The sequence below is a fragment of the Rhodobium orientis genome (assembly GCF_003258835.1).
Classification (GTDB): Bacteria; Pseudomonadota; Alphaproteobacteria; order Rhizobiales; family Rhodobiaceae; genus Rhodobium; species Rhodobium orientis.
Genome location: NZ_NPEV01000051.1, coordinates 25,889 through 39,084 on the forward strand (window position 1 = coordinate 25,889; position 13,196 = coordinate 39,084).

Consider the following 13,196-nt stretch of genomic DNA (forward strand, 5'->3'; position numbering starts at 1 on the left):
TCATGCGCCCGAGGCGCGAAAACTGGCGAAAAATGGGGAAAAAGAAATGCCAGCCGGCCTGTAAGCCGGGTTCTGTACGGCGGCCGGCCGGAGCCCGCCGCGTGACGGTTATTCATCTGGGACGCCCGTTACCGGACGCCTCGCGCGACCAACCCGAACGACCGGCCCGGAAACGGGGCCTGGCGTTGCCGCCGCGTCGTTCCTATTCGGTCTTGCTCCCGGTGGGGTTTACCATGCCGCTGCCGTTGCCGGCAGCGCGGTGGGCTCTTGCCCCACCCTTTCACCCTTACCGCGCGGCGCGCGGCGGTTTGCTTTCTGTGGCACTTTCCCTGGGGTCGCCCCCGCCGGGCGTTACCCGGCACCGTGTTTCCGTGGAGCCCGGACTTTCCTCCCCGGCGGCCGTTGCCGGCGCGCCGCAGCAACCGTCCGGCCGACTGGCGGTCCCGATAAAGGGATAATCGGACAAAAGGTCAAGCGCTGCCGTCCGTCGGCACGATTTTCCGGGGCTGCCGCCGGTCGCGTTCCAGGCCGCATGCGACGCCATCGCGCCGCCGGCCATCGCGCTCGAAGATGCTGCGGACAAGCGCGCGCAGGTCGCGCGGAAGGTCGTGGAACGCCCGGCTGCGCAGCGCCCGGCCGCGCCTCAGGGCCGCATCCATTTCGATGTCCTTGCGGAAAGGGCGGTGCGTCATCGGGGGATCCTCCATCCGGCAGACAACCTGGACGCAAGGATACTTCCAATGATAATTCACTAATGGATGATCCAGGCAAAAGATTTGTGAGCTCAGCGCACGAATGTCCCAGGAAATGTCCGTCTTCGTCGCCGCAGCGGAGCGCGGCAGCTTCACCGGTGCCGCCCGGGAGGCCGGCCTCACCCCGTCGGCCGTCTCGCGGCTGATCGCCCGGCTGGAGGATCGTCTGGGCACGCGGCTCATCCACCGCACGACCCGCCGGCTGGCGCTGACGCCGGCCGGCGAGGTCTACCTGCTGCGCGCCAGGCGCATCCTTGCCGACATCGCAGAGGCGGAGGCCGACATCGCCGCCCGCGGCATCGCCCCGCGCGGACCGCTGCGCATCAATGCCGGCGCCGCCTTCGCCAACTACCAGCTCATGCCGGCCCTGCCGGAATTCCTCACCCGCTATCCCGAGATCGAACCGGACATCGCCATCACCGACCGCGTCGTCGACCTCCTTGCCGCCAACGCCGACGTCGCCATCCGCACCGGGCGGGTCGTCGACCCCGCCCTCGTCATGCGCAAGATCTGCGACCTCCACCGCGTCATCTGTGCGGCCCCGGACTATCTTCAGCGCCGCGGCACGCCGCGCCGGCCGGAAGACCTTGCCGCCCACGACTGCCTCACCCTCGTCGACGCCCCGGCCCTTACCGCATGGCCGTTCCGCATCGACGGCGCGACGCACCGGATTACCGCGAAAAGCCGCATCCGCCTCGACAATGCCGAGGCCTTGTTGCGGCTCGGGCGGGCCGGCGCCGGCATCTTCCGCTCCGCCGACATGCTGGTCGGCGACGACATCCGCAACGGCACCCTGGTGCCGCTCCTCACCGACTGCCACCACGACGAGCCGGCGCCGCTCAGCGCCGTCTATCCCGAAGGCCGCCACCGCTCGCCCGCCGTGCGCGCCTTCATCGATTTCGTCGTGGAGAAATTCGCCCACCGGCCCTGGCGCATCGCCGGCTGCGGACCGGCGGACACAAACGCCTAAAGCCCGATCTCCCGGCAAACCGCAGCGATGGTCGCAACGCCTGCGGCAATCTCCGCCTCGTCGGGGATGGCGAAGCCGAGCGCCAGCCCGGCCCGGCCGGGCCCGCGATAAAGGCTGGCGAGCGGCGTGCAGTCGATGCCGCGCGCCGCGAGCCTTGCCGCGAACGCCCGGTCGTCGACGGACGGATCGCGGAAGAAGACGGCAAGCTGCATGCCCCCGTCCGGCACCGGATCGGGCACGAGTTGCGGACAGCGCGCCGCCAGTTGCTCCACCAGAAAATCCCGCCGCCGGCGGTAGATAGCGCCGACCCGGCGGATATGGGCGCGGAAATGACCCTCGTCGAGGAATTTTGCCAGCGCCGCCTGGACGACCGCGGCAGGCACCTGGCCGGTATTGCGCAGCGCCATGCGGAACGGCGTCACCAGCGGCTTCGGCAGCACCAGGAAGGCGACCCGGATCGACGGCATCATGGTCTTGGCGAAGGTGCCGAGATAGATGACGCGCCCGGCGCCCTCCAGCCCGTCGAGCCCGGCAAGCGCCGGGATCGGCCGGCTGCGGTAGTGGAACTCGCTGTCGTAGTCGTCTTCCACGATATGGGCCCCCGCCGTTCGGGCGAAGTCCAGAATGGCGAGGCGGCGCTCCAGGCTCAGCGTCGCGCCAAGCGGATACTGGTGCGACGGCGTCAGATAGATGAGCTTCGGCAACGCGCCGCGATAGCCGCCGAGGTCGACGCCATCGACATCCACCGGGAGATCAGCGATCTCGGCCCCGGCGCCCAGAAGCGCGACCAGCGCGCCCTTGTAGCCCGGGTCCTCCAGCCCGGCGACGTCGCCCGGATCGATCAGCATGCGGGCGCAAAGGTCGAGCGCGCCCTGCGCGGACGACACCACCAGCACCTGACTTGGGTCGGCGACGACACCCCTTGTCTCGGCCAGATGCCGCGCGACTGCCGCCTGTAGCACCGGCAGACCACAGAAATGGCCATAGCCGCAATATTGCGGTTCGATGGACCTTGCAGCCGACCTCAGGAGCCGACCCCAGAGATCGTGGGGAAAGAGCCGCACATCCGGTACGCCGGGGCGGAACGCCCGCCCGCCCGGCCGCTCCGAGCGGTCGATGGACGCAAGCACCCGGCCGCGCGCCGAAAGGCCCGGTTCCGGGTCCCCGCTCGCCGGCGCCGGGCGCTCCGGCACGGCAAGGCCGCGCGTCGTTGCGGCAACGAACGTCCCGGCCCCGGTGCGCGATTGCAGATAGCCCTCGATGCCGAGCTGCTCGAACGCGGCGAGCACGGTGTTGCGCGAAACGCCGAGGTCGCCGGCAAGTCTGCGCGACGACGGCAGCCGCGCCCCGGCGGGCAGCGTCGTGTCGACGATGGCGTCGCGGATCTGCCGGCAGATCTGCAGCGGCAGGGCCTCCGCGCCATCGGCCTCAAGCGAAATCAGCCCCGCAACGGGAAAGGTCATGGCAAGGAACTCCGGCTCGATTGGCCCTAATCTATTCTATCGAATGGACCTTTGCATAGGGCCAATCGGAGGGAATTTATGGGCCTTTCGAAAGCGGCGGGCGCCCCCGCCCATCTCGGAGACCGAGCCGCCATGTCCAAGACCGTCCGGCCCATGCGCACCGCCCCGCTCGTCGATGGGGGTCATACCGCCACCGGCGTCGGCGTCGGGATCGCCCTTGCCTTTGCCTGCCTTGCCATCCTCGGCGTCATGCCGGTGATCTCCAACAGCCGGCCGGCCGGGTTTGACGCCCTCAGCTTTGCCGTCTTCCTGTCCCTCTGGCAGGTCGTCGTGGTGCTGCCGCTGGTCGTCGGCGAACTTATCGCCGGCCGGCCCGGCATCTTCGCCGCCTCCCTCGGCAGGCAGCAGCGCAACCGGACCATCGCCACCATCATCGGCACCGGCGCAATGTTCGGCCTCTCCACCTTGCTTTACGTGCTGACGGCGGAGCGGTCCGGCGCCGTCGCGATGGCGCTCGCCATCCAGGCCTATCCGCTGTTCGCCATGCTCTGGGAACGGATCTTCCTTCACCGCGGGAAAAGCCTTGCCGAACTCGTCTTCACTGCCCTCCTCATCGGCGCGCTCGTCTATCTCGCCACCAGCGGCACCTGGCGGATTGCCGGCCTTTCCCTGTGGTTTCTGCTGGCCGTCGCCATCCCCTTCCTGTGGAGCGTCGCCCACGTCATCATCAAGGAAGAGATTGGCGCCACGCCAATCTCGCCGCTGCAGATCACCTTCTTTCGCGTCGCCGTATCGGCTGTCTTCCTCGCCGCGATCATGCTCGCGGCCGACGGCCCCGGTCGCCTCCTCGACGATGCCCTCAACGGCCCCTACCAGGAGGTCGCCGCCCTGATGGGGGCGGTCTACGGACTGGAACTCGTCCTCTGGTTCTACGCCGTGCGGACGATCGACGTGTCGCTGGCAAGTTCCATCACCGTACCGGCGCCGGCGCTCACCATGGTGCTGGCCGTGCTCTTCCTCGGCGAAACCATAAAGGCCTACCAGGTCGCCGCCATGGCGATCGTCTTCATCGCCATCTACGGGCTCCTGATCGCCGGCAACCGCCGGCGCCGGCGGGAGGCCTCTGCCCGGACGCCTGACTGAAGCCAGCCCTCTCGGCTCTCGGCAGATGCGCTCGCGCGCCGCCCACTCCGCGTCACCCCTGGTCTTCGATCCGATGGCCCATGAGGCGTCACGGTTTTCATGGCCATTCGCGTTTGAAACCAATGCCCTATGGATGGCCGTATCGAGCACGGCAATGACGCGGAGCAGGTGGACCCTGGAGCGCTCGAGCCATGAACCTGACAGCCGTCTCGCAATCCCCGTGATGACCCATGAACGGACCGAGATGGGAGATGCAAATCCGCGTCCTCGTCACCTTGTCCGACCGTTAAAACGCACTCCACTGACACGGCACCGCCCCGAATTGGCCCGCAGTCTTTTCAAAAAGCGGCCCTTTATTATTCCGACATTCCGACGAAAGAATGGGACCGATTTTTCGATTACGGAACCCGCCATGCCTTCCTTCGTCTTCTCGCTGGCCGCCGCCAGGACCTCGCCCCTGAGCCCCGATCGCGCCTCGGCGCTCCTCTTCGAGTACGGCTCCATGAGCCTCAGATATTACGCGCCGGACAAGGTCGACCGGCAGACGCCGCACGACCAGGACGAGATCTATGTCGTCGCTTCCGGCAGCGGCACGTTTGAATGCGCGGGCGAGAAGGAGTCGTTCGCAACTGGCGACGCGCTCTTTGCGCCGGCCGGCGCCGACCACCGATTCCTCGACTTCACCGACGATTTCGCCGTCTGGGTGATCTTTTACGGCCCGACCGGCGGCGAGGCCTGACGATGCTCGAACTCCGCCCCAACTGCGAATGCTGCGATCGCGACCTGCCGCCGGAGAGCCAGGACGCCCGCATCTGCACCTTCGAATGCACCTTCTGCGCCGACTGCGCCGACGACCTTGACGGCACCTGCCCCAATTGCGGCGGAGAACTCCTCGCCCGGCCGCGCCGGCCCGCCGAAGAGCTCGCAAACCACCCCGCCTCCACCACCCGCATCCTGAAGCCCGAAGGCTGCGGCCGCCCGGCCGCAAGCAGCGCCCTTTCCCGGGAGTGACAGACCATGAGCAGCACCTATTCCGTCGACGCCAGCAACAAGGTCCGCGTCGGCAACCGCGCCGACTATGACCGCGACACCGTCCATGCCATCCTCGATGCCGCGCTGATCGCCCATGTCGGTTTCATCGTCGACGGGCGGCCGGTCGTCATTCCGATGATCCACGGCCGCGACGGCGAGACGGTCTACGTCCACGGCGCCAAGGCGACCCGGCTGATCAAGCAACTGGCCAGGGGCGTTCCGGCCTGCCTGGAAGTCACCCTTGCCGACGGCATCGTCGTCGGCCGCTCCGCCTTCCACTCCTCGATGAACTACCGCTCGGTCGTCATCCACGGCACGGCGCGCAAGGTCGAGGATGCGGACGAGCACGCGCGCGCCCTTGAGATCGTCACCGAGCACATCCTTCCCGGCCGCTGGGCCGAGGTCCGGCCGATGCTGGAAAAGGAGGTGAAGGCAACCGGCGTCATCGCCATCGAGATCGAGGCGGCCTCCGCCAAGATCCGCGCCGGCGAGCCGATCGACGAGGAGTCGGATTACGACACGCCCGTCTGGGGCGGCGTCGTTCCCCTGCACACGACCTACGGCGCGCCGGAGGGGGACTCGCGCCTGCTGCCCGGCGTCGAGGTACCCGCCTCCGTCGCCGCGCTGACGGGCACGAAATCCTAGGCCCGATCGCGCGTCAGACTGTCGGGCGGAGCGCCGCCAGCAACCGCTGCAGGGTGGTGACCGTGGAGCGGTCGGCAATGCCGTCGACCCGCTCCGGCCGGAAGTGGCGCTGGAAGGCGACGACCACGTCGAACGCGGTCGCGTCGAAGACGTCGTCGCGGGAAATGCCGTAGCCATAGTCGGCGAGCGCCGCCTTCAGGGCGGCGACCTCCGGCCCGCTGTCGCCGGGAACGGGTCCCGCCGCAACGCCCGCCTCCTCCGGCGAGACCCAGTGGCCGATGCCCTTTGCCGCCAGCAGCGCCCACGGAAATTTCTCGCCCGGATCGCGCTTGCGGCCCGGCGCGACATCGGAATGGGCCAGCACATGCTGCGGCTTCAGTGCATGACGCACGCAGATGTCCTTGCACAATGCGGTGACGGACTCGATCTGGATCCCCGGGAAATCGGGATAGCCGTGGTCGTGGCCGCAATTGACGATCTCGATGCCGATTGAGCGCGAATTGATGTCGGAGGCGCCGCCCCAGGAGGCAACGCCGGCATGCCAGGCGCGCTCAGATTCGGCCACCATCTGCGCGATACGGCCGTCCTCGAACACCACATAGTGGCAGGAAACGTCGCTGCCGGTCGCCATCAGCCGCTCCACCGCCGCCTCCGCCGTCTCCATTCCCGTGTAGTGGAGGATCAGAAGGTCGGGCGCGGCGACCCCGCGCCGTTCGTTGAAGTTCGGCGAGGCGATCAGCCTGTCGGCATGCCGGCTGTCGGCGACGAGACTCACGCGATCCCCCGCCTCACCGGATGCCCCTTTCCTGGCGGATTCGCGTCCAGGCGTCGTTGACTGCGGCCAGCCGGTCGTTGGCAATGGTCACGAACTCTTCCGGCACGCCGCGGGCGATCAGCCGGTCCGGATGGGTCTCGTTGACGAGCCGGCGATAGTGCCGCCGGAGGTCCTCCTCGGAAGCCGAGCGGTCGATGTCGAGGATGAGATAGGGATCGGAAGCCTCGGGGTGGACGTGCCGCGCCTTGATGCAGCCGAAATGGTGCTCGTCGAAGCCGAAGAGCTGGGACACGCGCTTCAGATAGGCAAGCTCGCCCTCGTGCAGCACGTGGTCGGCCTTGGCGATATGGAACAGGCCGTCGAGGATGTCCTCCAGCGCCTGCGGCTCGTCGGCGAACATGCCGGCGATGCGCCGGGCGTAGTACTCGTAGCCGGAGACGTCCTGCTTGGCGAGGTTGAAGAGCCGCGCGACGTTCTTCTCCTCGCCGTCGGGGATGTCGAAGAGTTCGGAGAAGGCGGAGATCTCGTCCTCGGTGACGACGCCGTCGGCCTTGGCCATCTTCGCCGTCAGAGCGATCATGGCCACGGTAAAGGCGACCTGGCGCCGCGCCGCGCCGCCCGACGACACCATCCCGGAGACCGCATCGATGAGCCGATGGCCACCGGACACGATCCCCGATGCAAAACTTTCCAGAAGGTCCCAAATCGCCATGTCGCGACCATAGGACAGGCGAGGGTCGCAATGCAGCCCGAAAATGTCGGTCGTCCCCCACGCAAAAAGCGCATCGTCCGGACGGGACGGCAATTTCCCGTTTCGGCGGGAACGCGATGTCGCGATTTGCCGCAGTCCGGGAAAATACACCCGTTGGGCAATACCGTCGTCGCATTTGCACCCTAATTGTTAAGGACCATGATACCGAACGGCTCCCGCGCGAGGCGGACCGACGTGACCAACCAATCGGGAATGACCATGAAAAAGATCCTTTCTCTTGTGTTTGCCACCGGTCTCTTGATGGCGGCCTGCGACGACTCCGGCAAGGAGGAAACCACCGACACCGGGGCGGCGGGCGACGCCCAGACCGAAGCGTCCGAAAAGGCCAACGAGGCCATGGAAAAGGCCGGCGAGGCGATGGACGCCGCCGGCGAAGCCGCAACGGCCGCCGGCAAGGCGATCAGCGACAAGGCCAAGGAGGCCGCGGACGGCGCCGGCGAGGCGGCGGACAGCGCCATGGACGCCGCCAAGGAAGCCGGCGAAAAGGCCATGGATGCCGCCAAGAAGGCCGGCGACGACGCCATGAAGGCGATCAACGACATGACCGGCGACGCCGCCGATGCGACCGATGACGCGGCCGACGACGCGGCAGCCACTGCCGAGGATGCCGCCGAGGCGACGGAAGAGGCGGCAAGCGACGCCGCCGACACCACCGAAGAGGCCGTGGAAGACGCCGCCGAAGCGACCGAGGAAACCGCCGAGGACGCAGCCGAGGCTACCGAGGACGCGGCCGACGATGCAGCCGAAGCGGTCGACGATGCAGCCGAAGAGACCAAGGACGCCGTCACCGACGACACCACGACGACGCAGTAAAGCGCTTCACGACGGCACATTTTTCTGGAACGGGCGGCCTTCGGGTCGCCCGTTCTTTTTGTGACGGCGTGCGGGCGGAAGCAGGCTGTGGTCCTTGTGGAGAGACCGAATCCGTCTTGGCGTCAGTTGGCTACGCCCTGATATTTCAACGTCATCGCGGAGGTCCGAAGGACGGAGAACGGCAGGTGACGCGCAGCCAGAACGTCATTGCGAACGAGCGAAGCGAGTGCGGCATCCAGGGCGGCACGCTCCGAGCGGGCAGCCCTGGATCGCCGCGTCGGCCTAACGGCCTCCTCGCGATGACGGCAGGTTCGTCAAAATCCGCTCGATGACGCCATAGCTAGAGACTCGCCGCCGCCCGCGCCGCTTGGTCGTAGTGGCCGGAGAGCGCCCGGAGCAGCGTCGCGAGCTTGGAGATCTCCTCCTGGTCGAAGCCGATGGAGGCAACGGCGTCCGCCAGCAGCGCCTCGCGGATGTCGCGATAGGCAGCGCACGCCCCGGCGCCCTCCTCGGTAATCGCCACGGTCTTTTCCTTGCCGCGCTTGCCGGACGCGACGAGCCCGGCCGCCTCCAGCTTGCGGATGGCATAGACCACCGTGTGCGTATCCTCGATGTTGAGAACCAGACACAGGTCGGCGAGCGTCTTCACCCGGTCGCGGTGGTTGACGATGTGCAGCACCAGGATATCGAGCGGCCCGAGCCCCGGATGCCCGGCCGCCGACATGCAGCGCACCATCCAGCGGTGGAAGGCGTTGTTCGACATGGTCAGCGCGAATTCCAGCTCCGACAGCGCCGGCGCGGACCCGGCCGCCAGATGCGCCGAGGAGACCACCGGCCCGACCCGCCGCGTGTTGCCCGTGGTGTTTTCTGCCTTCGCCATTGCCGCTTCCTCGCCCTTCTTTGGGATAAGGATAGCCGCGGGGAGCAAAATCTGTCCACTCTTGCTTGATTTTTTATCGTCATTTTATCTATAAATTATCGATATAACACCTTCCGCCGGCCACAGCCGCCGGCACGCCGCAATCGGGAGCGCGAAGACGATGAGCCAAGACGCACAGTGGGATTTCTGGATCGACCGTGGCGGCACCTTCACCGACATCGTCGCAAGGACGCCGGATGGAACCATCCGCGCCCACAAGCTCCTGTCGGAAAATCCCGAAGCCTATGCCGACGCCGCCATCCAGGGCATCCGCGACCTGATGGGCGTCGACAAGGACGCGGCGATCCCCTCCGGCGGCATTTCCGCCGTCAAGATGGGCACCACCGTCGCCACTAACGCGCTGCTGGAGCGAAAGGGCGACCGCACGCTGCTCGTCATCACGCGCGGCTTCCGCGATGCGCTCCGCATCGGCTACCAGGCCCGCCCGGAAATCTTTGCCCGGGAAATCATCCTTCCCGAACAATTGTATGAGCGCGTCGTCGAAGTCGACGAGCGGGTCCGCGCCGACGGCACGATCGAGGCAACGCCCGACCGGGAGACGATCACCGCCGACCTCCAGGCTGCCTACGACGCCGGCATCCGAGCCGTTGCCATCGTCTTCATGCACGCCTACGCCTATCCGGAACACGAAAAGACGGTGGCGGAGATCGCCCGCGAGATCGGCTTCACCCAGGTCTCCGTCTCCCACGAGGTCTCGCCGCTGATGAAGCTCGTCGGCCGCGGCGACACCACGGTGGTCGATGCTTATCTCTCGCCGATCCTGCGCCGCTATGTCGACCGCGTGGCGGGCGAACTGGATGCCGACGAAAGCGCCAGGGGCGTCGACGGCCCCAGGCTGATGTTCATGATGTCGTCCGGCGGGCTGACCGCCGCCGACCTTTTCCAGGGCAAGGACGCGATCCTCTCCGGCCCCGCCGGCGGCGTCGTCGGCGCGGTGGAGACGAGCCGCATGGCCGGCTTCGACAAGATCATCGGCTTCGACATGGGCGGCACCTCGACAGACGTCTCCCATTATGACGGCGAATTCGAGCGCACCTTCGAGACGGAGGTCGCCGGGGTCCGCATGCGCGCGCCGATGATGCGCATCCACACGGTCGCGGCCGGCGGCGGCTCGATCCTCCATTACGACGGCGCCCGGTTCCGCGTCGGCCCGGATTCCGCCGGCGCCAATCCCGGCCCGAAATGCTACCGCCGCGGCGGCCCGCTCGCCGTCACCGACGCCAACGTCATGGTCGGCAAGCTCTTACCGGACTTCTTCCCAGCCATCTTCGGCCCCGGCCAGGACGCCCCGCTCGACGCGGATGCCGTCAAAGGCGCCTTTGCCGACATGGCGACCGAGATCGGCGACGGCCGCGAGCCGGCCGAGGTCGCCGACGGCTTTTTGAAGATCGCCGTTGAGAACATGGCCAACGCCATCAAGAAGATCTCCGTGCAGCGCGGCTACGACGTCACGGAATACGCGCTGACCTGCTTCGGCGGCGCCGGCGGCCAGCACGCCTGCATGGTCGCCGATGCCCTCGGCATGACCAAGGTGCTGATCCACCCGCTGTCCGGCGTCCTCTCCGCCTACGGCATGGGCCTTGCCGACATCCGCGCCGACCGCCAGCAGGCCGTCGTCAAGCGCCTCGACGACGAGGTGATGCCGGAGCTGAAATCCCTCGCCGACGAACTCGCAACCGCCACCCGCGCCGAGGTCGAGGGCCAGGGCATGGCGCCGGAACACGTCCACACCGAGCCGCGCGCGCATCTGCGCTATGAGGGCAGCGACACCACCATTGCCGTCGACCTCACCGACCGGGAAGCCATGGTTGCCGCCTTCGAGGAGGCGCACCGCCAGCAATTCGGCTTTGCCATCGACGACAAGCCGATCGTCTGCGAGGCGCTGGAAGTGGAGGCGATCGGCGCCGAGGCCGCGCGCACCGAAAGCGAGGCGGAGCCCGCCACCGAGACCTCCGAACCCGTCCGCACCACCTCCGTCTACTCCATGGGCGAATGGCACGATGCTGCGGTCTATATGCGTGATGCAGTCAAACCGGGATGCACGGTCGACGGCCCGGCCCTGATCATGGAGCCGCACCAGACCATCGTCGTGGAACCCGGCTGGCGCGCCGAGGCGAACCCGCTCGACCACATCGTGCTGACCCGCGTCAAGGCGCTGCCGAAGCGCGTGGCGCTGGGCACCGAGGCCGACCCGGTGATGCTGGAGGTCTTCAACAACCTCTTCATGTCGATCGCCGAACAGATGGGCGTGACGCTGCAGAACACCGCATATTCGGTCAACATCAAGGAGCGGTTGGACTTTTCCTGCGCGGTCTTTTCCGAGGAAGGCAGCCTCGTCGCCAACGCCCCGCACATGCCGGTGCATCTCGGCTCCATGGACCGTTCCGTGGAGACCATCATCCGCCTCAACAAGGGCAATGTGGCGCCCGGCGACGTCTTCGCATTGAACGCGCCCTACAATGGCGGCACCCACCTGCCGGACATCACCGTCGTCAGCCCCGTCTTCGACGATGCCAAGGAAAAAATCCTGTTCTGGGTGGCGAGCCGCGGCCACCACGCCGATGTCGGCGGAACGGCGCCGGGCTCCATGACGCCGCTCGCCACCACGGTCGACGAGGAAGGCGTCCTCATCGACAACATGAAGCTCGTCGATGCCGGCCGCTTCTGCGAGGAGGAGCTGACCAAGGTGCTGACCGGCCACCGCTATCCGGTGCGCAACATCACCCAGAACATCGCCGACCTGAAGGCCCAGATCGCCGCCAACGAAAAGGGCGTCCAGGAACTGAAAAAGATGGTCGGCCATTTCGGCCTCGACGTCGTCAAGGCCTATATGGGCCACGTCCAGGACAATGCGGCCGAGAGCGTGCGCCGGGTCATCGACGCCCTGAAGGATTCGGAGTTCGAGTACCCGACCGACCAGGGCGCCGTCATCAAGGTGAAGATCTCCGTCGACCGGGAAAAGCGCGAGGCGACCGTCGATTTTTCGGGCACCAGCCCCGTCCAGCCGAACAATTTCAATGCCCCGGAGCCGGTGGCACGCGCGGCCGTCCTCTATGCCTTCCGGGTCATGGTCGAGGACAACATCCCGATGAACGCGGGGTGCCTCCGGCCCATCAACATCGTCATCCCGGAAGGCTCGATGCTGAAGCCGGCCTATCCGGCCGCCGTCGTTGCCGGCAATGTGGAGACCTCCCAGCACGTCACCAACGCCCTCTTCGGCGCGCTGGATGCCATGGCCGCCTCGGAAGGCACCATGAACAACCTCACCTTCGGCAACGACACCTACCAGTACTACGAGACCATCTGCTCCGGCTCCCCGGCCGGCCCGGGCTTCAACGGTACCTCGGGCGTCCACGTCCACATGACCAACTCGCGCCTCACCGACCCGGAAGTCCTGGAATTCCGCTTCCCGGTCCTCCTGGAAGACTTCCACATTCGGAAAGGTTCCGGCGGCAAGGGCAAATGGACCGCCGGCGACGGCACCAAACGGACCATAAGATTCCTGGAAAAAATGGAATGCGCGATCCTCTCCTCGCACCGCAAGGTCCGCCCGCACGGCCTCAAGGGCGGCGAGCCCGGCGACGTCGGCCACACATTGGTTCGCAGGAACGACGGCACCGAGGAAGAACTGCAAGGCTGCGACCAGACGGTGCTGGAGCCCGGCGAGGCGGTGACGGTGGTGACGCCGACGAGCGGGGGGTATGGGGAGGGGTAGGCTTTCGGGCTCTCTTACCCGGCGACGGTGAGCGTTCGCCGCGACCGCCCGCTTAAGGCAAGGCGCGAGCGGCAAACTCAGCCGTCACCCCGGACCAAGTGTATGTCCCGGGGAGATGGCTTACAGCGTTCGGGGAGATGGTTGACACTTTTGGCATGGATAGGCGGAGGAGGCCG

At 67.1% G+C, this 13,196-nt stretch carries 12 protein-coding genes and 1 other RNA gene; 7 read left to right on the plus strand and 6 right to left on the minus strand.

Translation table 11 applies throughout. The features are described 5' to 3' along the window. Window positions 1-45 precede the first annotated feature (45 nt). Together rnpB and CH339_RS18990 are read right to left on the minus strand one after the other, a co-directional pair. Window positions 46-438: RNase P RNA component class A (gene rnpB, locus CH339_RS18985), an RNA gene on the minus strand. A gap of 32 nt (window positions 439-470) precedes the next feature. Further along, a complete protein-coding gene (locus CH339_RS18990) occupies window positions 471-692 on the minus strand; it encodes a hypothetical protein (RefSeq protein ID WP_146610244.1) in 222 nt (73 codons plus the stop codon). A gap of 103 nt (window positions 693-795) precedes the next feature. Between CH339_RS18990 and CH339_RS18995 the strand changes: the two genes are divergently transcribed. Continuing rightward, complete coding sequence (locus CH339_RS18995) at window positions 796-1,722, plus strand: LysR family transcriptional regulator (protein WP_111435955.1); 927 nt, start codon at window positions 796-798, stop codon at window positions 1,720-1,722. Here the strand turns inward: CH339_RS18995 and pdxR are convergent. Beyond that, entirely contained in the window at window positions 1,719-3,185 is a 1,467-nt protein-coding gene (gene pdxR / locus CH339_RS19000; protein ID WP_111435956.1) for a MocR-like pyridoxine biosynthesis transcription factor PdxR, read from the minus strand. The genes CH339_RS18995 and pdxR overlap by 4 nt on opposite strands. Window positions 3,186-3,317: 132 nt before the next feature. On the opposite strand from pdxR, the gene CH339_RS19005 reads away from it, so the two are divergent. The 4 genes from CH339_RS19005 to CH339_RS19020 all read left to right on the plus strand — a co-directional run bounded on the left by CH339_RS19005 (window position 3,318) and on the right by CH339_RS19020 (window position 6,005). Further along, window positions 3,318-4,328, plus strand: coding sequence for an EamA family transporter (locus CH339_RS19005; protein ID WP_201240866.1), 1,011 nt, complete (start codon window positions 3,318-3,320; stop codon window positions 4,326-4,328). 412 nt (window positions 4,329-4,740) lie between these two features. Next, window positions 4,741-5,067: a cupin domain-containing protein gene (locus CH339_RS19010; RefSeq protein WP_111435957.1), complete on the plus strand. Its 327-nt coding sequence runs from the start codon at window positions 4,741-4,743 to the stop codon at window positions 5,065-5,067. 2 nt (window positions 5,068-5,069) lie between these two features. Then, window positions 5,070-5,339 carry a DUF1272 domain-containing protein gene (locus CH339_RS19015; RefSeq protein ID WP_111435958.1) on the plus strand — a complete coding sequence of 90 codons (270 nt, stop codon included), beginning with the start codon at window positions 5,070-5,072 and terminating at the stop codon, window positions 5,337-5,339. 6 nt (window positions 5,340-5,345) lie between these two features. Further along, window positions 5,346-6,005 carry a pyridoxamine 5'-phosphate oxidase family protein gene (locus CH339_RS19020; protein WP_111435959.1) on the plus strand — a complete coding sequence of 220 codons (660 nt, stop codon included), beginning with the start codon at window positions 5,346-5,348 and terminating at the stop codon, window positions 6,003-6,005. 13 nt (window positions 6,006-6,018) lie between these two features. On the opposite strand, the gene CH339_RS19025 is transcribed toward CH339_RS19020, so the two are convergent. Together CH339_RS19025 and CH339_RS19030 are read right to left on the minus strand one after the other, a co-directional pair. Beyond that, the gene (locus tag CH339_RS19025; protein ID WP_245408173.1) at window positions 6,019-6,780 is read right to left on the minus strand and encodes an N-acetylmuramoyl-L-alanine amidase; all 762 of its coding nucleotides are present in this window, start codon (window positions 6,778-6,780) and stop codon (window positions 6,019-6,021) included. A gap of 13 nt (window positions 6,781-6,793) precedes the next feature. Beyond that, window positions 6,794-7,492, minus strand: a complete 699-nt coding sequence (locus CH339_RS19030; RefSeq protein ID WP_111435961.1) for a TerB family tellurite resistance protein — start codon at window positions 7,490-7,492, stop codon at window positions 6,794-6,796. 258 nt (window positions 7,493-7,750) lie between these two features. Between CH339_RS19030 and CH339_RS19035 the strand changes: the two genes are divergently transcribed. After that, the gene (locus CH339_RS19035; RefSeq protein WP_146610245.1) at window positions 7,751-8,365 is read left to right on the plus strand and encodes a hypothetical protein; all 615 of its coding nucleotides are present in this window, start codon (window positions 7,751-7,753) and stop codon (window positions 8,363-8,365) included. Between the two features lie 340 nt (window positions 8,366-8,705). Here the strand turns inward: CH339_RS19035 and CH339_RS19040 are convergent, their stop codons facing one another. Then, window positions 8,706-9,245 carry a winged helix DNA-binding protein gene (locus CH339_RS19040; RefSeq protein WP_111435963.1) on the minus strand — a complete coding sequence of 180 codons (540 nt, stop codon included), beginning with the start codon at window positions 9,243-9,245 and terminating at the stop codon, window positions 8,706-8,708. A 160-nt stretch (window positions 9,246-9,405) separates the two neighbouring features. On the opposite strand from CH339_RS19040, the gene CH339_RS19045 reads away from it, so the two are divergent. Then, window positions 9,406-13,020, plus strand: a complete 3,615-nt coding sequence (locus CH339_RS19045) for a hydantoinase B/oxoprolinase family protein (RefSeq protein WP_111435964.1) — start codon at window positions 9,406-9,408, stop codon at window positions 13,018-13,020. Window positions 13,021-13,196: the final 176 nt, after the last annotated feature.

Bases quoted from the DNA above. Each gene is read 5' to 3' on its own strand.
- CH339_RS18990 (WP_146610244.1), bottom strand. From the start codon at position 692: ATGACGCACCGCCCTTTCCGCAAGGACATCGAAATGGATGCGGCCCTG.
- CH339_RS18995 (WP_111435955.1), top strand. From the start codon at position 796: ATGTCCCAGGAAATGTCCGTCTTCGTCGCCGCAGCGGAGCGCGGCAGC.
- pdxR (WP_111435956.1), bottom strand. From the start codon at position 3,185: ATGACCTTTCCCGTTGCGGGGCTGATTTCGCTTGAGGCCGATGGCGCG.
- CH339_RS19005 (WP_201240866.1), top strand. From the start codon at position 3,318: ATGTCCAAGACCGTCCGGCCCATGCGCACCGCCCCGCTCGTCGATGGG.
- CH339_RS19010 (WP_111435957.1), top strand. From the start codon at position 4,741: ATGCCTTCCTTCGTCTTCTCGCTGGCCGCCGCCAGGACCTCGCCCCTG.
- CH339_RS19015 (WP_111435958.1), top strand. From the start codon at position 5,070: ATGCTCGAACTCCGCCCCAACTGCGAATGCTGCGATCGCGACCTGCCG.
- CH339_RS19020 (WP_111435959.1), top strand. From the start codon at position 5,346: ATGAGCAGCACCTATTCCGTCGACGCCAGCAACAAGGTCCGCGTCGGC.
- CH339_RS19030 (WP_111435961.1), bottom strand. From the start codon at position 7,492: ATGGCGATTTGGGACCTTCTGGAAAGTTTTGCATCGGGGATCGTGTCC.
- CH339_RS19035 (WP_146610245.1), top strand. From the start codon at position 7,751: ATGAAAAAGATCCTTTCTCTTGTGTTTGCCACCGGTCTCTTGATGGCG.
- CH339_RS19040 (WP_111435963.1), bottom strand. From the start codon at position 9,245: ATGGCGAAGGCAGAAAACACCACGGGCAACACGCGGCGGGTCGGGCCG.
- CH339_RS19045 (WP_111435964.1), top strand. From the start codon at position 9,406: ATGAGCCAAGACGCACAGTGGGATTTCTGGATCGACCGTGGCGGCACC.